This window comes from Paraburkholderia sp. J63 (genome assembly GCF_905220245.1).
Taxonomy (GTDB): Bacteria; Pseudomonadota; Gammaproteobacteria; order Burkholderiales; family Burkholderiaceae; genus Paraburkholderia.
In genome coordinates this window covers 31,227-52,112 of record NZ_CAJMZF010000039.1, presented here as the reverse complement: position 1 = coordinate 52,112, position 20,886 = coordinate 31,227, and the positions used below count along the sequence as shown (strand labels likewise).

General features: G+C 68.2%; 16 protein-coding genes. 11 read left to right on the top strand and 5 right to left on the bottom strand.

Annotated features, from left to right (window positions below):
• Positions 1–13: 13 nt before the first annotated feature.
• The 9 genes from trpB to U5775_RS30190 all read left to right on the top strand — a co-directional run bounded on the left by trpB (position 14) and on the right by U5775_RS30190 (position 9,780).
• The gene (gene trpB / locus U5775_RS30230) at positions 14–1,207 is read left to right on the top strand and encodes a tryptophan synthase subunit beta (protein WP_322061795.1); all 1,194 of its coding nucleotides are present in this window, start codon (positions 14–16) and stop codon (positions 1,205–1,207) included.
• Between the two features lie 21 nt (positions 1,208–1,228).
• Positions 1,229–2,164, top strand: a complete 936-nt coding sequence (locus U5775_RS30225) for a site-specific DNA-methyltransferase (protein ID WP_322061794.1) — start codon at positions 1,229–1,231, stop codon at positions 2,162–2,164.
• A 58-nt stretch (positions 2,165–2,222) separates the two neighbouring features.
• A complete protein-coding gene (gene trpA / locus U5775_RS30220; protein ID WP_322061793.1) occupies positions 2,223–3,038 on the top strand; it encodes a tryptophan synthase subunit alpha in 816 nt (271 codons plus the stop codon).
• A gap of 123 nt (positions 3,039–3,161) precedes the next feature.
• Positions 3,162–4,034 (top strand): acetyl-CoA carboxylase, carboxyltransferase subunit beta, encoded by an 873-nt coding sequence (accD, locus tag U5775_RS30215; protein ID WP_322061792.1) that lies wholly within the window; start codon positions 3,162–3,164, stop codon positions 4,032–4,034.
• A gap of 272 nt (positions 4,035–4,306) precedes the next feature.
• Positions 4,307–5,617: a bifunctional tetrahydrofolate synthase/dihydrofolate synthase gene (gene folC / locus U5775_RS30210; RefSeq protein WP_322061791.1), complete on the top strand. Its 1,311-nt coding sequence runs from the start codon at positions 4,307–4,309 to the stop codon at positions 5,615–5,617.
• A gap of 48 nt (positions 5,618–5,665) precedes the next feature.
• Positions 5,666–6,589 (top strand): SPOR domain-containing protein, encoded by a 924-nt coding sequence (locus tag U5775_RS30205; protein WP_322061790.1) that lies wholly within the window; start codon positions 5,666–5,668, stop codon positions 6,587–6,589.
• Positions 6,590–6,597: 8 nt separating this feature from the next.
• Positions 6,598–7,092 carry a CvpA family protein gene (locus U5775_RS30200; RefSeq protein ID WP_322061789.1) on the top strand — a complete coding sequence of 165 codons (495 nt, stop codon included), beginning with the start codon at positions 6,598–6,600 and terminating at the stop codon, positions 7,090–7,092.
• 127 nt (positions 7,093–7,219) lie between these two features.
• Complete coding sequence (gene purF / locus U5775_RS30195) at positions 7,220–8,764, top strand: amidophosphoribosyltransferase (RefSeq protein WP_322061788.1); 1,545 nt, start codon at positions 7,220–7,222, stop codon at positions 8,762–8,764.
• A gap of 131 nt (positions 8,765–8,895) precedes the next feature.
• Complete coding sequence (locus tag U5775_RS30190; protein ID WP_322061787.1) at positions 8,896–9,780, top strand: MOSC domain-containing protein; 885 nt, start codon at positions 8,896–8,898, stop codon at positions 9,778–9,780.
• Positions 9,781–9,852: 72 nt separating this feature from the next.
• Here U5775_RS30190 and U5775_RS30185 read toward each other — a convergent pair whose 3' ends face one another.
• The gene (locus tag U5775_RS30185) at positions 9,853–10,668 is read right to left on the bottom strand and encodes an AraC family transcriptional regulator (RefSeq protein ID WP_322061786.1); all 816 of its coding nucleotides are present in this window, start codon (positions 10,666–10,668) and stop codon (positions 9,853–9,855) included.
• 50 nt (positions 10,669–10,718) lie between these two features.
• Positions 10,719–11,060 carry an FKBP-type peptidyl-prolyl cis-trans isomerase gene (locus U5775_RS30180; RefSeq protein WP_322061785.1) on the bottom strand — a complete coding sequence of 114 codons (342 nt, stop codon included), beginning with the start codon at positions 11,058–11,060 and terminating at the stop codon, positions 10,719–10,721.
• Positions 11,061–11,306: 246 nt separating this feature from the next.
• Here U5775_RS30180 and U5775_RS30175 point away from each other — a divergent pair, with 246 nt between their 5' ends.
• Both U5775_RS30175 and U5775_RS30170 read left to right on the top strand, forming a co-directional pair.
• Entirely contained in the window at positions 11,307–12,065 is a 759-nt protein-coding gene (locus U5775_RS30175; protein WP_322061784.1) for a HAMP domain-containing sensor histidine kinase, read from the top strand.
• A 199-nt stretch (positions 12,066–12,264) separates the two neighbouring features.
• Positions 12,265–13,725, top strand: a complete 1,461-nt coding sequence (locus U5775_RS30170) for a hemolysin family protein (RefSeq protein WP_322061783.1) — start codon at positions 12,265–12,267, stop codon at positions 13,723–13,725.
• A gap of 29 nt (positions 13,726–13,754) precedes the next feature.
• Here U5775_RS30170 and treY read toward each other — a convergent pair whose 3' ends face one another.
• The 3 genes from treY to treZ are packed head-to-tail and all read right to left on the bottom strand — an operon-like array spanning position 13,755 to position 20,880.
• The gene (treY, locus tag U5775_RS30165) at positions 13,755–16,667 is read right to left on the bottom strand and encodes a malto-oligosyltrehalose synthase (RefSeq protein ID WP_322061782.1); all 2,913 of its coding nucleotides are present in this window, start codon (positions 16,665–16,667) and stop codon (positions 13,755–13,757) included.
• Positions 16,664–18,973: a 4-alpha-glucanotransferase gene (malQ, locus tag U5775_RS30160; RefSeq protein WP_322061781.1), complete on the bottom strand. Its 2,310-nt coding sequence runs from the start codon at positions 18,971–18,973 to the stop codon at positions 16,664–16,666. The genes treY and malQ overlap by 4 nt, the downstream gene beginning before the upstream one ends.
• On the bottom strand, positions 18,970–20,880 hold the full coding sequence (gene treZ, locus U5775_RS30155; protein WP_322061780.1) for a malto-oligosyltrehalose trehalohydrolase: 1,911 nt from the start codon (positions 20,878–20,880) through the stop codon (positions 18,970–18,972). Before treZ ends, malQ begins: the two co-directional genes overlap by 4 nt.
• Positions 20,881–20,886 lie beyond the last annotated feature (6 nt).

Here is a 20,886-nt window from a genome sequence, read left to right as displayed (position 1 = left end):
GAGCGAGTGACTTATGTACAACTTACCCGATGAACGTGGCCATTTCGGCCCTTATGGCGGCGTGTTCGCGGCCGAAACCCTCATGCAGGCGATCGACGAGCTGCGCGGCGCCTACGCGAAATTCAAGGACGATCCCGACTTTGTCGCCGAATATCAGCGCGAGTTGAAGCATTTTGTCGGCCGTCCGTCGCCGATCTATCATGCGCAGCGCTGGAGCGAGCTGCTGGGCGGCGCGCAAGTCTATCTCAAGCGCGAAGACCTGAACCACACGGGCGCCCACAAGGTGAACAACGTGATCGGCCAGGCGCTGCTCGCGAAGCGCATGGGCAAGCCGCGCGTGATCGCGGAAACCGGCGCGGGCCAGCACGGCGTGGCCACGGCGACCATCGCTGCGCGCTTCGGCATGGAGTGCGTGGTCTACATGGGCGCCGAGGACGTGCGCCGCCAGGCCGCCAACGTCTACCGCATGAAGCTGCTGGGCGCGACCGTGATCCCGGTTGAATCGGGCTCGCGCACGCTCAAGGACGCGCTCAACGAAGCTATGCGCGACTGGGTCACCAACGTCGAAAACACCTTCTACATCATCGGCACCGTGGCGGGCCCGCATCCGTATCCGATGATGGTGCGCGACTTCCAGCGCGTGATCGGCGACGAATGCCGCGTGCAGATGCCCGAAATGACGGGCCGCCAGCCCGACGCCGTAATCGCGTGCGTGGGCGGCGGATCGAACGCGATGGGCATCTTTTACCCGTATATCGAGGATAGTTCGGTGCAGTTGATCGGTGTCGAGCCGGCCGGCGACGGCATGGAGACGGGCCGCCACGCGGCTTCGCTGGCGGCCGGCACGCCGGGCGTGCTGCACGGCAACCGCACCTATCTGCTCCAGGACGAGAACGGCCAGATCATCGAGACGCATTCGGTTTCGGCGGGTCTCGACTATCCGGGCGTCGGTCCCGAGCACGCGTGGCTCAAGGACAGCGGCCGCGCACAGTACGTGACCATCGACGACGAAGAAGCGCTCAAGGCGTTCCACGACTGCTGCCGCATCGAGGGCATCATTCCCGCGCTCGAGTCGAGCCACGCGCTCGCGTACGCGGCGAAGCTCGCGCCTACGCTGCCGAAGGACAAGGTTCTGCTGGTGAACCTCTCGGGCCGCGGCGACAAGGACATGCACACGGTCGCCGAGCGATCGGGCATCCAGTTCTGAGCGCCCGGAGCGATACCCGCGATGCGCGACGAGTTCGATGAGCCGCAAATGCCGGCGCCCGTGGGCGAGGCCGGTGCCGAAGCGGCTGCCCCGCAGGCAGCCGTGGAAGTTCCGGCTAACCTCGGCCTGGCCGCAGCGCGCTTGGCGCCTGCGGTGCCCGGCAGCATCCGGCTCCTGAACCGCGATTTCCTGACCGATGCGGCGAACTTGCCCGATGCCTCGATCGACCTGATCGTCGCCGACCCGCCTTACGGGCTCGGCAAGGACTACGGCAATGATTCCGACATGCGCTCGGGCGAGAACTTCCTCGCCTGGACGTATGAGTGGCTCGACCTGGCGATTCCAAAGCTCAAGGCGAGCGGCTCGCTCTATGTGTTTTGCACCTGGCAGTACGCGCCCGAGATCTTCGTTTATCTGAAGTCGAAAATGACGATGATTAACGAGATCGTCTGGGATCGTCGCGTACCCAGTATGGGCGGCACGACCCGCCGCTTTACCTCGGTGCATGACAACATCGGTTTCTTCGCGGTCTCGAAGGATTATTACTTCGATCTCGATCCCGTCCGCATCCCGTACGATGCCGTCACGAAGAAGGCGCGTTCGCGCAAGTTATTCGAAGGCAGCAAGTGGCTGGAGCTCGGCTACAACCCCAAGGACGTCTGGTCCGTCTCGCGGCTGCACCGGCAGCACGCCGAGCGTGTCGATCATCCGACCCAGAAGCCCCTTGAGATCGTCGAGCGCATGGTGCTCGCGAGCTGCCCGCCGGGCGGCCGCGTGCTGGACCCGTTCATGGGCAGCGGCACCACGGCAGTCGCTTGCGCGCGTCATCAGCGCGAATTCGTCGGCTATGAAATTAACGAAAGTTACTGCGCGATCGCGCGCGAACGCGTGAGCGCGGCCGCTTTTGCGGCTACCGCGCCCGCCGCCGCGGCCGCCATCGATGCGGCAGGCGCATGACGCGCCGCCGCCGTGGGCTTCGCGCCGCGCGGTAACGACCGAATCTGAGGACCTTGCTATGTCCCGCATCAAAACCACGTTCGAGGCGCTTGCCGCCGTCAACAAGAAAGGCCTGATCCCGTTCATGACGGCAGGCGACCCCGATCCCGCGCGCACGGTCGAATTCATGCACGCGCTCTCGGCGGGCGGTGCCGACGTGATCGAGCTCGGCGTGCCGTTCTCGGACCCGATGGCCGACGGCCCCGTGATCCAGCAGTCGTCGGAGCGCGCACTCGCGAAGGGCGTGACGCTCAAGAGCGTGCTCGCCGACGTCAAGGCGTTCCGCGAAACCGACAACCAGACGCCGGTCGTGCTGATGGGCTACGCGAACCCGATCGAGCGCATGGGCGCCGACGCGTTCGCCGCCGCCGCGAAGGACGCGGGCGTGGACGGCGTGCTCGTGGTCGACTATCCGCCCGAGGAATCGGTGGAATTCGCCGCGAAGATGAAGGCCGTCGACATCGACCCGATCTTCCTGCTCGCGCCCACCTCGACCGACGAGCGCATCGCCGAAGTCGGGCGCGCCGCGAGCGGCTATGTCTATTACGTCTCGCTCAAGGGCGTGACGGGCGCGGGGCACCTCGACGTCGCGAGCATCGCGAGTAAAATCCCGGCGATCAAGGCGCGCGTGCCGCTGCCGGTCGGCGTCGGCTTCGGCATTCGCGATGCGCAAACCGCGGCCGCCGTGGCGCAGGCCGCCGATGCCGTCGTGATCGGCAGCCGCATCGTGCAGCTGCTCGAACAGGCGCCGGCCGAGACCGCCGCCGAGGCGCTCACGCAGTTTGTGACCGATATCCGGACCGCGCTCGACGCGGTATCGGACAACGCGAAATAAGAGTGCTGTAAAATCGCTTTTTCGCCATGCGCGGTCGGGGTCGGAACCCGGTCGTCAAGACGCTGCCGTGTAGTCTGGAACCGGCCGCCGCGCCCGCGCATCACGATCAAGGAAAGAACATCAATGAGCTGGCTCGATAAGCTGCTGCCGCCCAAGATCAAGCAAACCGATCCGAAAAGCCGTAAAAGCATTCCGGAAGGTCTGTGGATCAAGTGCCCGTCGTGCGAAGCGGTCCTGTACCGCAACGACGTGGAAGCGAACCTGCACGTCTGCCCGAAGTGCGACCACCACATGCGCATCAACGCGCGCGAGCGCCTCGACGGCCTGCTCGATCCGGAAGGCCGCTATGAGATCGGCCAGGAAATCGTGCCGGTCGACGCACTGAAGTTCAAGGACAGCCGCAAGTACCCCGACCGCATCAAGGAAGCGATGGACGACACCGGCGAAACCGACGCCATGGTCGTCATGGGCGGCGCGATCCATACGTTGCCCTGCGTGGTCGCCTGCTTCGAGTTCTCGTTCATGGGCGGCTCGATGGGCTCGGTGGTCGGCGAGCGCTTCGCGCGCGGCGCGCAGAACGCGCTCGAGCAGCAAGTGCCGTTCATCTGCTTCACGGCTTCGGGCGGCGCGCGCATGCAGGAAAGCCTGCTTTCGCTCATGCAGATGGCCAAGACCACGGCCATGCTCACGAAGCTTTCGGACGCCAGGCTGCCGTTCATCTCCGTGCTGACCGATCCCACCATGGGCGGCGTCTCGGCGAGCTTCGCGTTCCTCGGCGACGTCGTGATCGCGGAGCCGAAGGCGCTGATCGGCTTCGCCGGCCCGCGCGTGATCGAGCAGACGGTGCGCGAGAAGCTGCCCGAAGGCTTCCAGCGCTCGGAATTCCTGATGCAGAAGGGCGCGATCGACATGATCGTCGACCGCCGCAAGATGCGCGAAGAAATCGCGCAATTGATGGCGTTGCTGCAGCGTCAGCCCGCCGACGCGGTGGCCTGAGTACGCGCCCGTACTGGCTTGAAGCGGGCTGAAGCGGGTTGAAGCGCCGCCGCAAGGCGGGAGCGACAACAGAGTTGCAAAGATAGAGGCCGGCGCGCGGAACTCGCAGCGTCCGCGCCTGGTCAGACGCGCCGCGAGCGAAAGCAAGCGGCGCGTTGTCATTTCCGCGATAATGCCGTTTTTTCGCAGCGGCTTGTGAGCGTGAGCGGCGTGCAGAACCTGCGCGCCACGGCACGACCGCACGCTGTGCATGGACTCCCTGAATCGTCCCGATGAGTACTTTTCCCACCCTCGACGCGTGGCTCACGCATCTTGAAACTGCGCATCCGGTCGGCATCGACATGGGCCTTGCGCGCATCCGCCAGGTCAAGGATGCGTTGAACCTGAAGTTCGAATGCCCGATGTTCACGGTCGGCGGCACGAACGGGAAGGGCTCTACCTGCGCGATTCTCGAAACCATCCTGCTGAAGGCGGGCTACCACGTCGGCTGTCATACCTCGCCGCATCTGCTGTCGTTCAACGAGCGCGCGCGCATCGACGGCGAGCAGGCCAGCGACGCCGACCTGCTGCCGCATTTCGAGGCTGTCGAGGCCGCGCGCAACTCGCTCGCCACGCCCGTCTCGCTCACTTACTTCGAGTTCACGACGCTCGCGATCATGCATCTGTTCGCCTCGCGCGGACTCGACGCGGTGATCTTCGAAGTGGGGCTCGGCGGGCGCCTCGACGCCGTGAACGTGCTCGACACCGATTGCGCGGTCATCACGAGCATCGACCTCGACCACACCGAATACCTCGGTGACACGCGCGAGAAGATCGGCTTCGAAAAGGCCGGCATCTTCCGCGCCGGGCGTCCGGCGATCTGCGCGGACCCGCTGCCGCCGCAGTCGCTGATCGACCATGCGGAAGCCATCGGCGCCGATCTGTGGCTCTTCGGCCGCGATTTCCGCTATGAAGGCCAGGCCGGCAGCGAGCGTCAGCAGTGGAATTACGTGGGCCGTTCTCAGCGCCGCTCGTCGCTCGCGTATCCGGCGCTGCGCGGCGCGAATCAGCTGATCAATACCTCGGCGGCGCTCGCCGCGCTCGAATCGATGCGCGATCGCGTGCCGGTGTCGGCGCAGGACATTCGCCTCGGGCTCGCCAACGTCGAGCTGCCGGGCCGTTTCCAGGTGCTGCCGGGCAAGCCGTCGATCATCCTCGACGTCGGCCATAATCCGCATGCCGCCGCCGTGCTCGGGCAAAATCTCTCCAGCATGGGCTATTTCCCGTACACCTATGCGGTGTTCGGCGCCATGCGCGACAAGGACATCGCGGGCGTGATCGCCCACCTGAAGGGCGAGATCGACCACTGGTGCCTGACCGATCTGCCGTTGCCGCGTGCGGCATCGGCGCAACAGCTTGAAGACGTGCTGCGCGAGGCCGGTGTGGAAGACGGCCCCGACAGCAGCATTACGCGCTATGAAACCCCGGCCGCGGCGTTTCAAGATGCGCTAAAACGGGCGACTGAAAATGATAGAATTATCGTTTTCGGAAGTTTTTTGACGGTTGCCGGGGTTATGGCCTGGCGAAAGTCGCAGCAGCACTGATCGCACGGCCCCCAACAGCCGCTACGCACAGGCCAAAAGCAGCCATACATGGGAATTTTCTCGTTCGGCAAGAAAGACGACGCGCCCAGCCGACGCGACGCCGAAGCCGGCTCCCGCCGCCGGAGCAGTCAGAACACGCGCGTGGAGCGGCGCAGCCGCCGGCCGTCCCGCTCCGGCGACGCCGAAGCGATGCTGCTCGATCCCACCCTGCCGGAGAAGCAGCGCGCGCGCCGACGCCTCGTCGGCGCGATTGCGCTGGTGCTGGCCGCCATCGTGATCCTGCCGATGGTGCTCGACTCGCACCCCAAGCCCGTCACCGACGACATCTCGATCGACATTCCGAGCCGCCCCGCGCCGAAGACCGCTGCGCGCAGCGACGAGGACACCCAGGCGGGCGTCGCCCCGGACAATCCGTCCGCGGCCGATGCCACGATGGGCGCCTCGGGTCTCGCGGCGGCGGCTTCGGGCGCCGCGCCTGCGCAGACCGCGCAATCAGCACAATCGGCTCAAGCGAAACCGGCCGCGCCGTCCAAGCCCGCGCCGTCCGCGCAAGCGCAAGCTCAAACTCAAGCGAATCCATCGACCCAGGCCGCGCAGGCGCCGCGTAGCACGGCCGCGAAGCCGTCCGCGGGCACGACGGCGCTCGCGTCGCGCGACAAATCCGCCGATACCGCCGCAGCCAACGCCGACACCAATACCGCAGACGAATCGGGCGCGCCGCCCGCGCCGCCGGGCTCGCGCTTCGCGGTGCAGCTGGGCGCCTTCGGCAGCGACGCCGCCGCGAACAAATGGGTCGCTAAGTTGAAAGCCGCGGGCGTACCCGCATATACCGAGCAGCGCAAGGAAGCCGACGGCACGACGCGCACGCTGTTGCGCGCGGGTCCGTTCGCCGACCGCGCTGCCGCCACGGAGGCGATCGCGAAGGTGCGCGGCGCCGGCCTGATGGCGGGTTCGAACGGCTCGGCGCAATAACGGCTCCGATGTTCACGGCATTCGACTACGCTGTAATGGCGGTGATCGGTTTGTCCGCGCTGCGCGGGGCGTGGCGCGGGTTCATCGGCGAAATTTTCGGGTTGATCGGCTGGATCGCGGCGCTCATCGTGGCGTGCCGCTACGTGGATCGCGTAGTGCCCTTCATTCCGGCCAACTGGCCGGGCGGGGCGCTGACCCAGTGGCTGATCGCCTTCGCGCTGGTCGTGATCGGCGTGGTGCTCGTGGCCGGAGTGGCGAACGCGCTGCTCGGCCGGCTGGTGCAGGTGAGCGGCCTGTCCGGTGTGGACCGCTCGCTCGGCATGATGTTCGGCCTCGTGCGAGGCGTCGTGCTGGTGCTGATTCTCGTCGTCCTCGCGGGACTGACCGAGCTGCCCCAGCAGGACTTCTGGCGCAAGGCGCTGCTGCGGCCCTATGCCGTGCAGGGCGTGCACGAACTGAAACCGTTCTTGCCCGAGACGCTCGCGGCCTACGTTCACGTCTGATCAGAAGCTGATCGCGTGACGCGAGGCGAAGCCGACCGGAGTTGCCCATTCGTGACACATTCCGCGGCATATCCCGCCGGTTCTTGCCGGTCGCCGTAACCGATTTCGCTTTTTTGAAGGACCTGCCATGTGCGGCATCGTAGGCGTAGTTTCCCGCTCTCCCGTCAACCAGCTCCTCTATGACGCGCTGCTGCTCCTGCAGCACCGCGGTCAGGACGCGGCCGGCATTGCCACCGCGAACGGCAGCACGTTCCATATGCACAAGGCCAACGGCATGGTGCGCGACGTGTTCCGCACGCGCAACATGCGCAGCCTGCCCGGCACCTGCGGCATCGGCCAGGTGCGCTACCCGACGGCCGGCTCGGCGTCGAGCGAAGAAGAAGCCCAGCCGTTCTACGTGAACGCGCCGTTCGGCATCGTCCTCGCGCACAACGGTAATCTCACGAACTGGCAACAGTTGAAGGAAGAGATGTTCCGTGTGGATCGCCGCCACATCAACACGCATTCCGATACCGAAGTGCTGCTCAACGTGCTCGCGCACGAAGTGCAACTCGCGACCTCGGGCCTCGAGCTCGACGCAGCCGCGCTGTTCAAGGCGGTTGCGGGCGTGCACCGGCGCCTGCGCGGCTCGTACGCGATCGTCTCGCTGATCGCCGGCTACGGCCTGCTCGCGTTCCGCGACCCGTTCGGCATCCGGCCGCTGTGCATCGGCAAGATGGAAACGCCCGAAGGCACCGAGTGGATGGTGGCCTCGGAATCGGTCGCGCTCGAAGGCATCGGCTTCGAGTTCGTGCGCGACGTGCAGCCGGGCGAAGCGGTGTTCATCGACTTCGACGGCAACTTCCACGCGCAGCAGTGCGCCACGGCGCCCACGCTCAACCCCTGCATTTTCGAGCTCGTCTATCTCGCGCGTCCGGATTCGGTGCTCGACGGCGTGCCCGTGTACAACGTGCGTCTGCGCATGGGCGACTATCTCGCCGAGAAGGTCAAGCGCGAACTGCCCGACGTGAAGATCGACGTGGTCATGCCGATTCCCGATTCGTCGCGCCCCGCGGCCATGCAGGTCGCGAAGAAGCTCGGCGTGGAGTATCGCGAAGGCTTCTTCAAGAACCGCTACGTGGGCCGCACCTTCATCATGCCAGGCCAGGCGATGCGCAAGAAGTCGGTGCGCCAGAAGCTCAACGCCATGGGCATCGAGTTCAAGGGCAAGAACGTGCTGATCATCGACGATTCGATCGTGCGCGGCACCACCTCGCAGGAAATCGTGCAGATGGCGCGCGACGCGGGCGCGACCAAGGTGATCTTCGCTTCGGCGGCGCCGCCCGTGAAGTACCCGAACGTCTATGGCATCGACATGCCCACGCGCGGCGAGCTCGTGGCGCACGGCCGCACGGACGAGGAAGTGGCGCGCATCATCGGCGCGGATTACCTCGTGTATCAGGACGTGGACGCGCTCAAGCAGGCTGTGCGCGACATCAATCCGGAGCTCAAGGAGTTCGAGGCCTCGTGCTTCGACGGCGACTACATCACCGGCGACATCACGAGCACGTATCTCGACAACATCGAGCTGGCGCGCCTCGCGCCCCAGGCGCAGTCGGACCGCGACGCCGCGAGCGACGCGATGGACGGCGGCACGCGCTCGCAACTGCATCTGCAGCTCTCGGTGGAGTAATGCACGTTTGCGGTGGGGACGCGAGCATAAGGCTCGCGTTCTCGCCGGGTTCGAAAGCCCGCTTTTTGTCGACGCGAATGCCGACGCAAAAGCGGGCTTTTTACTGCCTTTTTCTTGTTCGTGAGTTCGTCATGACCGTCATTCGCGCATTGTTCGTTTATCCGGTGAAGTCCTGCGGCGCTATCGCGCTCGATCGCGCGCAGCTCGAAGCGAATGGGCTGCAATGGGACCGCCACTGGATGGTGGTCGACGCATCGGGTCGATTTGTTTCGCAGCGCGAAATAGCGGCGATGGCGCGCGTCGTGCCCGCGTTCGTCGAGGGCGGCGTGCGTCTCACGATGACGGGCATGGATGCGCCGCTCCCGTTGCCGTTCACGCCGCGCGGCAACGAGGCGCGCGTGCAGGCCACGGTCTGGAAGGACACGTTCGAAGCGCTCGACGAAGGCGATGAAGCCGCGCAATGGTTTTCGCGGGCGCTTGGCGCGCCGGTGCGCCTCGTACGATTCGCGCAGGACGTCACGCGTCTCGCGAGCAAGAAGTGGACGAACGACGAGGACGCGCCCACGCAATTCGCCGATGGCTTTCCGCTGCTCGTCACGAGCGAAGCTTCGCTGGCGGACCTGAACGCGCGCCTCGCGGCGAAGGGCGCGCCGCCGGTGCCGATGAGCCGCTTCCGTCCGAACATCGTCGTGGACGGCGGCGAGGCGTTCGACGAAGACTTCATCGACACGCTCTCGATTTCCAGTACGAAGGAAGGGGAAGCGGGCGCGCACGAGGTGGTGCTGCGCTTCGTGAAGCCTTGTGCGCGCTGCCCGATCACGACGATCGATCAGCTCACGGGCGAGCGCGAGGCCGGATGGCCCGCCGAGCCGCTCGACACGCTTGCGGTGTTTCGCGCCGATCCGCGCGTGGACGGCGGTCTCACGTTCGGCCAGAACGCGATGGTCGTGGCGGGCGCGGGCGAGCGTCTCGCGGTGGGCGCGCAGGCGCAGTGGGAATACCGCTTCGAGGATTGAGCGCCCAGCGAAATTCCGCGCGATGGATCAGCGCGACAGCGAGGCGTTAATGCGAAGCTTGAATGCGCGGCTTCAGTGCGCAGGCAACGCGCGCCACTGCCCGGGCGCGAGGCCGAAACGCCGCGTAAAGGCGTGCGTGAAGGCGCTCTGGTCGCCGAAGCCCACTTCCAGCGCGATCTGCGTGAGCGTGAGGTGCGGCTCGGCAAGCAGCGCGAGCGAGGTGTCGAGGCGCAGGCGCTGCAGATAGCGATGCGGGGTCTCGCCGAATGCCTCGATAAAAAGCTGATGAAAGCGCCGCATGCCGAAGCCGCAATGCGCGGCCAGATCGGCGATACGCAACGGCTGCCCGAGATGCCCGCGCAGCCAGCGGTCGATGCGGGCGAAGTCGAGGCCCGCCGCGGCTTCGAAGGCTTCGTTGCTCGCGATGCCCGTTTGTGCGAGCACGGCCGCGCACAGTTGCGCCGAGGCGTCCCAATGAAAGCGCCGCGTGCACATCGTGTCGGCGCGTTCGCTTGTGCCGGAGGGCGGCGCGGCCAGCGCGGCGCGTTGCGCGATCTTGCGCACGAGCCCCGTGAGCGTGGGGTCGATGCGCACCGCGCGCGCCGTCTTGAAGAGCCGCTCGGGCACCGCGAGTGCGGCGGCGGGCAAGTCCAGCACGAGCTGGCGGTTCTCGCCGATGCCCGCATAGTCGTGCCGCGCGCCGGCCGGAATCAGCCACGCGGAACCCTGATCGATGCGCTCGCCGACACCGTCCACCGTCATCACCATCTCGCCGTCGAGGCCCAGCACGATCTGGTGAAAATCGTGCAGATCGGTTTCCTCGACGGCGCCGTAGCCGCGCAAGGCGATGCCGGGCGCGGTGACGGGAATGAGGTGATGCGAATTCATGGCGAACGATGCAGGGAGCGCGATGCGGCGGCGCGCAAGCGCGCGGGTGCTCAGACGTCGAGCAATTCCACTTCGAACACGAGCGTGGCGTTCGGCGGAATCACGCCGCCCGCGCCGCGCACGCCGTAGCCGAGTTGCGGCGGGATCGTGAGCTTGCGCACGCCGCCCACCTTCATGCCCTGCACGCCTTCGTCCCAGCCCTTGATGACCATGCCGCCGCCCAGCACGAAGGCGAACGGGTCGTTGCGGTCCTTGCTCGAATCGAACTTCTGGCCGTCCGTCAGCCAGCCGGTGTAGTGCACGCTGACGGTCTGGCCAGCCTTCGCCTCGGCGCCGCTGCCTTCGGTCAGGTCTTCGTACTGGAGGCCGGATGCGGTGGTCACGATGGACATGAAACACTCCTGAATCGGAAAAGGGAAAGCGCTATTGTAGGCGCTTTGCAGGCCGCGCGAGACGGCCGGTCCGCGCGCTTCGCGCCTCTCGGGCACGGCGTATGCGCGGGCTTCGGCGTCCAGCGGCGCGAGACGGAGCAGCCAGGCGCGCGACGCGCCATGCTACCGCCACGACGTCACCACGATGGGCGCCGCTGCCTATAATGGGGCCGGCCCGCTCCAGGCGGGCGAAAGAAGAGGAATTCGATGGCGTCCACACCCACCCCGACCGAACGCACGGCCCGCCTGTGTGCCGAAGCCGCGTTGTTCATGCGCGATCACGTGCTCTCGCGCGTGTCGCACGACTTGCGCAGTCCGCTCAACGCAATCCATAGCTGGGCCTACGTGCTCGAGCGCAAGATCGACAGCACCGACGCCTCCGCGCAGCGCGCGCTCACGGGCATCCGCACGGGCGTCGAGCAGCAGGTCTATTTGCTCGAAACGCTCGTCGATACGACGCGCGCCGAGACGCGCAAGCTGCACGTCGAACGCGCGCCGTTCGCGCTCGATGCGCTGATCGACGAGACCGTGGACGACGCGCGCCGCGCGCTCGCCGATGCGCGCGGCGTGAGCCTCGCCGTGCAGCAAGCATCCACCGGCGCGACGCTCGACGCCGGGCGCGAGCGCATCGGGCAGGCGCTCTGGCTCATGCTCGCGTTCGCCACCGAGGCGAGCGCGGCGGGCACGACGGTTTCGCTCGACGTGAGCGTCACGGCCACGGCGGCCCAATTCGAGCTGCAGTGGCCGGCGCATCGCGAGGCGCTCGCTGACGAGGCGCTGCCGCATCTGTTCGAACCGTTCGCCCGTACTCAGGCGCGCGAGCCGCAGGAGGCGGGGCGCGCGCCGTGGGTGCTGGCGTTGTGTCAACGCGTGGCCGAGGCGCACGGCGGGCGCTTCGAGGCGCCGCCGCTCGTGGACGGCGAAGCGGCCACGCTCACGCTGAATGTGCCGATCACCGGGGCTTGAGGGGAAACTGAGCGGCGCTTGAGGACACCACCCGCACGGCACCCTGAGCGATCCGCGCGCGCACCGGCTCCCCGCCGCAGGATACGCACGCAACCCGCACAAGCCGCACGGCCCCGGCGATCGGCCCGGACCGTGTACGTCTTACAAGCTTCTTTCACCCTTATACTGAGTGCTTCGATTTTTTTCGGAGCCTCTTCTCTTGATTCAGGTTATCGCTCTCGCCGGCGCGCTGTTGCTCGTTGCCCTCAACGGTTTCTTCGTTGCGGCGGAGTTCGGTCTCGTCAAGCTGCGCGCGACGCGCGTGCAGAGCCTCGCGACCCAGCACGGCTTGCGCGGGCGCCTGCTCGCCAAGGTCCACGGCCAGCTCGACGCCTATCTTTCCGCGTGCCAGCTCGGCATCACGCTCGCTTCGCTCGGCCTCGGCTGGATCGGCGAGCCGGCCTTCGCGCAGTTGCTCGAACCGGTTTTCGATCTGCTGGGCGTGCGCTCGCCGGAGTTGATCCACGGCATCTCGCTCGTGTTCGCGTTCACCGTGATCTCGTTTCTGCATATCGTGGTGGGCGAGCTCGCGCCCAAGTCGCTCGCGATCCGCGAAGCCGAGAAAATCTCGCTCTGGGCGGCCGCGCCGCTGTACGGCTTTTACTGGACGATGTACCCGGCCATCTGGGCGCTCAATTCGAGCGCCAATGCCGTGCTGCGGCTGGCGGGCCTTTCGTCGGAGCATGGCACCGAGGCGCATTACTCGACCGACGAGCTCAAGCTGATCCTGCGCAGCCGTCGCGCGGCGGCGCAGGCCGATGCGCGCGCGCTCGCGAATGGCCATGCCGCGCCGGCGGGCGGCGTGGCGCGCGTCAATGGCTTCGCGAGTCATGCTGCGAGCGCCGCGCGTGCCGTGGGCGCAGGCGCGGGAAGCGCCGCAAACACCGCAGCCAACACCTATAGCGCCGACGAATGGAACGCCCTCGCGCATTCGCTGGACTTCTCGCGCCTGACCGTCTCGGACTTGATGCGCCCCGCGCACGAGATGGTGGGCCTGCGCCGCGACCTGTCGCTTGCCGAGAACATGCAGATCGTCGCGCGCCATCGCTTCAGCCGCTATCCGCTCTTCGAGGATGCCTCGGGCGAGCGCGTCGCCGGGCTCATCCACCTGAAGGATCTGCTGCTCGCGCGCGAGGCGGGCCACGTGCTCGACGACCTCGGCAAGTTCGTGCGCCCTGTGCAGTACGTGAAGCCCGAGACGCCCGCGCTCGCGCTGTTCCGGCGCTTTCGCAAGGGCGCGCCGCACTTCGCGCTGGTCGGGCGCAAGGGCATGCGGCCGGGCGGTTTTCTCACGCTCGATAACCTGCTCGGCGCGCTGGTGGGCCAGATCCACGACGAATTCCATCAGGCCGACACCGACTGGACCCGCATGGACGACGGCACGCTGATGGGGCGCGGCAGCCTGCCCGTGGTGTCGCTGGAGCAGGCGCTCGGCATCGACATCGACGAAGGGCGCGCGGAATCGGTGGGCGGCCTCGTGATTCATGCGCTCAACGATCTGCCCACCGAAGGGCAGCGCCTGGAGTTCGACCGCTTCGACATCGTCGTGAAGAAGATGAAGGGGCCGCGTATCGTGCTCGTGCGCGTGTACCCGAAGGATCTCGAGGACGAGGGCGGTTGAGCCTGTTCGATGCCGGCTCGGGGCATGGCTCAAGCCGGCGCGAGATTCGAGAGTACCGCGACGGTCAGCGCGCTCAGCATGTCGCGCAGATATAGCACGTTGTCCTGATCATTGCGTGTTGCGGCGCGGGTCGCGTCGCTCAGCCAGTCGTGCAGATCCGCTGCCGGGCACCCTTTCGGCAACACGACCGCCGTATCGTCCCAGCGCGCGGCATCGACGAGCGGCAGATCGCCTTCGAGCAGCGCCGCCGCGTGCCGTGTACCGATCACGACAGCCCACGCATTGCCGTGCCTGCGAGCAAAGGCTATTGCGTGCGCGGCCTGCGTGCCACGCACTTCCAGCGGCCAGTACTCGCCTTCGCGCAGCAACTCCGGCGCGCGGGCGCGCAGCGCGAGCAGGCGCGCGACGACGGCCTGCTTCACGTGCCCGTCGCGCCAGTGCGCGAGCCTGGCGGCGGGCGCGCCCGTATCGAGTGCCGCCGCGCGCGACGCATAATCCACGGGCCGGCGGTTATCGGGATCGACGAGACTGAAGTCCCATAGCTCGGTGCCCTGATAGAGGTCGGGCACGCCGGGCGAACTCAGGCGCAGCACGGTCTGCAGCAGCGTATTGACGGCGCCCGCGGGCGCGATGCGTGCCACGAACGCGGTGAGCGCCTGGAGGAAGCCGTCGCGTCGCTGCGGCGCGAGAATGTCGAACAAAAATGCCTGGCAGTCCGATTCATAGGCCTCGTCGGGCTCGAGCCAGCTCGTGCGCAGCTTCGCCTCACGCAGCGCCTTCAGTTGCCATTGCGCGACCCGCTCGGCGAGCTCGCGCACGCGCGCTTCGTCGCCGGCGTCGAGATCGGGCGGCCAGCAGCCCACGAGCGTTTGATAGAGCATTGCCTCGGCGGCGGGACCAGGCGCCCATTCCTCCGCGGCCCCCGCCGATGACGACGACGGCGTCGTGTCGTTGCGCCGCTGCGGCTGGTTCAGCGTGGACCATGCGCGCAGCGTCGCGCCCCACTCGGGCGCGATTTCGCTGAGCACCGCGAGCCGCGCCCGCATGTCCTCGCCGCGCTTGTGGTCGTGCGTGGCCGTGGCGAGCAGCGCGTAGGGGAAGCGGCGCTGGCGCAGCGCATTGGCGGCGTGGAAGTCCTCCACGCTGTGCGCGAAGTCGTCGGGGTCCGCGCCCACTTCGTTGCGCGACAGCAGCCGGCCATAGCGATAGAACGCCGTGTCCTCGGTCGCCTTCGCCGCGAGCGGCGCGGTGAGTTGCGAGAACAGCGTGAGCGCCGTGCGCTGGGCGATGAGCGCATGGCTCAGCGGTGCCGCAGGAGGGTTTTGCGCCGCGTGCTTTGCCGAGCCCGAGCCCGAGCCAGCGGCCGCGTTGCCGCCTGCCTGCGCTACCCGCGCGGGCTTCGCGCCGTTGCCGCCCTCGGAGTCCGGCGCGCGCGCGCCGAGCCACGCATCGACCTGATCGAGCGCGGCAAGGCTCGCGCGCGGCAACGCCTCGCGCGCCGCCTGCCGCGCGAGATCGAACCAGGGGTTGTCCGCCGGGCCGCGCAGACCATTGGCCGGATAGATGCGATAGATGGGAAAGTGCATGGCGAGCTGCGCCACCACGCGGTGCACGCTCGCGTAAGTGAAGTCGCGCGTGGCGGGCTGCTCGCGGGCGATGCGGTGGAGCGCGCGCGCCACGTGATCGAGCTCCGCCGCGAGCGAGGCGGCCAGCACCTCGCGGCGCGCGTCGAGCGCCACGCGCGCGAACGGCGCGTCCTGTCCCGAGATCGCGGCCCAGGTCTCGGCGAGCGGCGCGGCGCCCGCCGGATCGTGCAGCAGCGCGCCCACGTCGTTCATGAAGTCGTAGCCGGTCGTGCCTTGCACGGGCCAGTCCTCGCGCAGCGTCTCGCCGGGCGCGAGAATCTTCTCGACGACGATCCAAGGAGGTTGTGCGCGCAACGAAGCGAGCCGATGACGCAGCCGCTCGCAATAGTCGCGCGGGTCGGCGAGTCCGTCGATGTGGTCGATGCGCAGGCCGTCGATCACGCCATCGGCATAGAGGCGGAACACGAGCTTGTGCACGGCCTCGAAGACGTCGTGGCGCTCCACGCGCACGCCCGCGAGCGCGCTCACGTCGAAGAAGCGCCGCCAGTTCACTTCGTCGGCGGCGGTGCGCCACCATGCGAGCCGGAAGTGCTGGCGCTCGAGCAGACGATGGAGGCGCTCGCGCCCGGCGGGATCGGCGCCCGACCACGATTGCAGCGCCGCGTCGATGGCACCCGTGCCTTCGCGCTCGACATGGGCACGCAGCGCGTCGCGCGCGGTGGCGGCGCGCGCCTGGTCGTCGGGCTGCGTGGTGAGGCCCTGGAATGGCGCGGCGAGCGCGTCGATATCCGCATGGCCGGCCGATTGCAGTAGCGTCGCGTAATCGGTCGGGCAGATCGGGCAGACGTGCGGACCGTATTGCACGTAGAAGCGCGCGAGCGCCGCGTCGAACTTCAGCACGATGCGGCCCGCCGCAAGCTCGTCGCCGTATTGCGCGCCGAGGAACGGCATCAGCACCTTGCCGCGCAGCACCGGGTCGGGCGAGTGCCAATCGACGTCGAAGTGGCGCGAGAACGCGCTGTGGCGCCCCCATTCGAGGATGTCGAGCCACCACGCGTTGTGCGCGCCGCCCACGCCCATGTGGTTGGGCACGTGATCCACGACGAGGCCCATGCCGCGCGCATGCAGCGCGTCGGCGAGGCGCCGCAGCGCCGCCTCGCCGCCCCGTTCCTCGCTCACGGTGCCGTAGTCGACCGTGTCGTAGCCGTGCGTCGAGCCGGGCTGCGAGGCCGTGATGGGCGAGAGATAGAGATGGCTCACGCCGAGCGCGGCGAAATAGTCGAGCTGCGCGCGCGCGTCGTCGAACGTGAAGCCCTCGTGAAGCTGCAGACGCAGCGTGGCGCGCGGGTGGCTCATGGCACGGACCGGGTGGAGGGGGCGGCGGGCGCGCCGCCTGGGCTGGCGGGGCCGCCGGAGTTGCTGGAGTCGCCCGAACTACCGGAGCTACCCGAACTGCCGGCGGCAACGCCGCTCGTCTCACCGCCCGCTTCATCCGCCATCGCGCCCGCGCGCGCCCGCACGACGGCCTCGACGCGCGCGGCGAACGCAGCATCGGCGAACACGGCGTCGACGGGCAGCGACAGGCGCCGGCGCCAGTTCGGGTGCTCGTCGATCGAGCCCGGCAGGTTCGGTTGATCGGCGAGACCGAGCAGGTCTTCGAGCGGGCAGGTCACGAGCGGGCTCGCGCTCGCGGCCACGTAGCCGAGCGCGCCTTCCACCGGCGCGTTGTCGGGCGGCGGCTCGGCGGCGTCGCGCGGCGCGAAGCCGGTCTCCTGGAGCGCGAGCCAGAGCGCCGCGCGGTCGGCGGCGCGCTGGGTGTGCTCGAGCGCGACGGCGTCGCGCCCGTCCGTGCGCGCCAGTGTTTGCCCGATGCGGTTGCGCCAGTCGATGTCGGCGCCGCTCCACCAGCCCGCGACGGTCGGCAGATCGTGCGTCGTGGTGGTGGCCACGCAGTGCGGGTCGTAGCGCGCGGGCGCGAGGAACGCGCCGCCCTTGCGCTCGAACCACAGCACGCGGATGCCATAGAGCCCGTGCGCGGCGAGCCGTTCGCGCAAGCCCGGCGGCACGGTGCCGAGGTCTTCGCCGATCACGATCGCGCGGTGCCGCCACGATTCGAGCGCGATGAGCCGCACGAGATCGTCGAACGGATAGCGCAGATACGCGCCGTGCTTCGCGCTTTCGCCGGCGGGCACGAGCCACAGGCGCCGCAGGCCGAGGATATGGTCGATGCGCACGCCGCCCGCGTGCGTGAACGCGGCGCGCAGCATCTCGATGAAGGCGCGAAAGCCGGTGTTGTGCATCGCGCGCGGCGAAAAGGTGGTGAGGCCCCAGCTTTGTCCGGCCTGGTTGAAGAGGTCGGGCGGCGCGCCCACCGAGACGCGCTGCAGCATATCGTCGGGCTGCGCCCAGACCTGCGAGCCCGCGCCGTCACAGCCCACGGCGAGATCGGCGACGAGTCCGACCGCCATGCCCGCTTCGCGCGCCTCGCGTTGCGCGCGCGAGAGGCCTTCGGCCGCGAGCCACTGGAGGAAGCGGTGAAAGTCCACTTCGCGCCGGTGCGCCGCGGCGAAGCTCGCGACTTCCGCGCTGCGCGGGTCGCGCAAGGGCGCGGGCCAGTCCTGCCAGTGGCGCGGGCCGCCGGGCTCTTCGAGCATGGCGGCCTGGAGCGCTTCGAAGCGCGCGTGATCTTCTAGCGCTTCGCCGCCGCGCGCGCAGAACGCCTCGAAGGCCTCCGCGCGCGGCGAGTGGCTGGCGCGCTCGGTGCTGTCGAAACGATCGAAGAGCACGCGCAGCACCTTGAGCTTGAGCGGCACCGCGCGCGGCCAGTCGATGAGCGGCAGCGCTTCGAGCTCGCGCCAGAGGTCGCCGGCCTGGGCCGCGACGCACGCATCGTGCGCGGCCTGCGCGCCGAACACGGCGGCGGGGTCGATATGCGCGACGTTGAGCCAGAGCCGCGAGGAGGGCGCGTACGGACTGAAGTGCCCAGGCACGGCGCTGAACATCGCATGCGTGGGGCTGACCGCGAGCGCATGGGCGCCGTGCCGCGCGCTCTGCGTGGCGAGCGTGGCCAGTGCGCTGTAGTCGCCGATGCCGCCATCGCCATTGCGTCGGAGTCCATACAATTGGGCGGCGATGCCCCAGAGCGGCGGCGTGCGTGCTGCGCCGCAGCTTTCGTTTTGATGGCTGCTATGCAGTGCGCGCCATGCGTCGTCGAGCGTATGGCAGCGCGGCGGCGCGACCGCGATCGTCAAGCGGTGATCGTGGACCGTGAGCGTGTGATAGCCGGGCTCGGAGAGCGGCGCGAGCAGCGCGGGCGCGTCGCGCGGCGCCGTGAAGCGGCCCTCGATGTGCTCGCCGTTTTCGAGGTCGATGCGATAGTGGCTGCCCGTGCGCACCGCCGAAGACGGCAGCTCGATCGCGCTCTCGTATTCGGCGGTGATGAGCGGCGGCAGGCGGCGCGACGACTGCTCCGCGTTCAGCGCCGACGCGCTGTGCCGCATCTGCGTGGCGTTCGCGCAGGGCAGCCCCGCGCATTCGAGCAGCGCGACGAGCGTGCTGTCGGGCACGCGCTGGACGAGGCCGCGCGCGTCGGTCCATTCGACCTCGAAGCCCGCGCGTTGCGCGAGGCCCGCGAGCGTCTCGCTGCGGCGTGCGGTGGTCATGCGAGCGGCTCCTCGCGCCGCACCACGCGCGCATCGTGATGCAGCGCGTACTCGGGCACTTCGCCGGTGAGCCACGCCACGCAGGCGCTTTCGGGCAGCACGCCGTTGTCGGTGAAATCGCGCGCGCGCTCGGGCGTCTCGAAGACGACCATGCCTTCGGGCTGCGAATCGGACTGAGAACCGAGCCGCACGCCGTCGTGACCGAGGTTCAGCGCGATCGTATAAGTCTCGCCGTCGGCGAGACGCCAGCGCGCGACGAGCGCATTCACGCCATTGCCGGCTTCGTCGGCGAGCACGGTGGCGCCGAGCGGCCGCGCACCGTGCAGGCGCGGCATCAGCAGATGCGCGCGCACCGCGAGCGCGGACTTGTAGAAGTGCATCCACGCGAGCCGTTCGTCGTCGGGCGGCGCATCGGCAGGCGGCGACGAATTCACGAACGTCTGCAAGTCGTTCGGATCGGGAATGCGCGCGCGCTGCGCCGCGTCGTGGAACGCGCTGAACGCCGCGAATTCCTTGCGGCGCCCTTCGCGCACTGCATCGGCGAGCGCGCCTTCGAACGCGGTGAAAAACTGGAACGGCTGCGTCGAGCCGTATTCCTCGTCCATGAACAGCAGCGGAATCTGCGGCGAAAGCAACAGCAGCGCCGTGGCCGCGCGCAGCGCGCCGTCGTCGCTCAGTGCGCGCAGGCGCTCGCCCAGCGCGCGGTTGCCGATCTGGTCGTGGTTCTGCAGGAACATCACGAACGCGGTGGGCGGCAGGTGCGCGCTCGGCTCGCCGCGCGGCCTGCCTTCATGCACGGGCGAGGGGTCGCCCTGGTACGCGAAGCCTTCGCCGAGCACGCGCGCGAGCTTGCGGATGGGGTCGTCGGTGAAGGCGCGGTAATAGCCCTCCGATTCGCCGGTCAGCATGACGTGCAGCGCATGGTGCGCGTCGTCGTTCCATTGCGCGTCGAAGTGCGTCTCCAGCAGATTTGCTTCGTTATGCTCATTTTCCAGCACGAGGTGCACGTGGCGGTCAGGCTCCACGCGCGCGTGCACGTGATCGGCGAGCTCGCGCAGCCAATCGGGGTCGTCGATGGCGTGCGCCGCGTCGATGCGCAGGCCGTCGAAGCGGTATTCGGTGAGCCAGTAGAGCGCGTTGTCGCTATAGAAGTCGCGCACTTCGGGGCGCCCGAAATCGAGCGCGTCGCCCCAGGGCGTGTGCTTGTCCGCCTTGAAGAACGGCTTCGCGTAGTGGCCGAGCCAGTTGCCGTCGGGGCCGAAGTGGTTGTAGACCACGTCGAGAAAGACCTGCAGGCCAAGGCCATGCGCTGCATCGACGAGCGCCTTGAGTTCGTCGGGCGTGCCGTAGGCCGCGTGCGGCGCGTAGGGCAGCACCACGTCGTAGCCCCAGCCGCGCTCGCCCGGGTAGTCGTTCAGCGGCATCAGCTCGATGGCGGTGATGCCGATGTCGGCGAGCGCGGGCAGCCGCTTCATGACGCCGCGATAGCCGCCAAGCGCGCCCACGTGCAGCTCGTAGAGCACGGTCTCTTCCCAGGGGCGCCCCTGCCAGTGCGTGTGCTGCCACGCATAGCCGCGCGCGTCGAGCACCTCGCTCGGGCCGTGCACGCCTTGGGGCTGAAAACGCGAAGCGGGGTCGGGCACGAGTTGTTCCTCGCCGATGCGATAGCGGTACAGCGTGCCTGAGCCGCACGGCGCCTGGGCTTCGTACCAGCCGTTGCCGGTGGGCGTCATGTCGAGCGGCGCGCAGGCCGGGTCTTCGAACACCACCTGGACCGCGCTGCACGAGGGCGCCCAGAAGCGAAAGCGCGTGTACGGTTGCGCGTGCGCGGCGCCCGTCAACTGCGCGCCGAACGGCAGGCAATGCATGTAATGGCGGACGTGCGGATCATGCGAAAGCGGGGCCATGGCCGA

Bases quoted from the DNA above. Each gene is read 5' to 3' on its own strand.
- trpB (WP_322061795.1), top strand. From the start codon at position 14: ATGTACAACTTACCCGATGAACGTGGCCATTTCGGCCCTTATGGCGGC.
- U5775_RS30225 (WP_322061794.1), top strand. From the start codon at position 1,229: ATGCGCGACGAGTTCGATGAGCCGCAAATGCCGGCGCCCGTGGGCGAG.
- trpA (WP_322061793.1), top strand. From the start codon at position 2,223: ATGTCCCGCATCAAAACCACGTTCGAGGCGCTTGCCGCCGTCAACAAG.
- accD (WP_322061792.1), top strand. From the start codon at position 3,162: ATGAGCTGGCTCGATAAGCTGCTGCCGCCCAAGATCAAGCAAACCGAT.
- folC (WP_322061791.1), top strand. From the start codon at position 4,307: ATGAGTACTTTTCCCACCCTCGACGCGTGGCTCACGCATCTTGAAACT.
- U5775_RS30205 (WP_322061790.1), top strand. From the start codon at position 5,666: ATGGGAATTTTCTCGTTCGGCAAGAAAGACGACGCGCCCAGCCGACGC.
- U5775_RS30200 (WP_322061789.1), top strand. From the start codon at position 6,598: ATGTTCACGGCATTCGACTACGCTGTAATGGCGGTGATCGGTTTGTCC.
- purF (WP_322061788.1), top strand. From the start codon at position 7,220: ATGTGCGGCATCGTAGGCGTAGTTTCCCGCTCTCCCGTCAACCAGCTC.
- U5775_RS30190 (WP_322061787.1), top strand. From the start codon at position 8,896: ATGACCGTCATTCGCGCATTGTTCGTTTATCCGGTGAAGTCCTGCGGC.
- U5775_RS30185 (WP_322061786.1), bottom strand. From the start codon at position 10,668: ATGAATTCGCATCACCTCATTCCCGTCACCGCGCCCGGCATCGCCTTG.
- U5775_RS30180 (WP_322061785.1), bottom strand. From the start codon at position 11,060: ATGTCCATCGTGACCACCGCATCCGGCCTCCAGTACGAAGACCTGACC.
- U5775_RS30175 (WP_322061784.1), top strand. From the start codon at position 11,307: ATGGCGTCCACACCCACCCCGACCGAACGCACGGCCCGCCTGTGTGCC.
- treY (WP_322061782.1), bottom strand. From the start codon at position 16,667: ATGAGCCACCCGCGCGCCACGCTGCGTCTGCAGCTTCACGAGGGCTTC.
- malQ (WP_322061781.1), bottom strand. From the start codon at position 18,973: ATGACCACCGCACGCCGCAGCGAGACGCTCGCGGGCCTCGCGCAACGC.
- treZ (WP_322061780.1), bottom strand. From the start codon at position 20,880: ATGGCCCCGCTTTCGCATGATCCGCACGTCCGCCATTACATGCATTGC.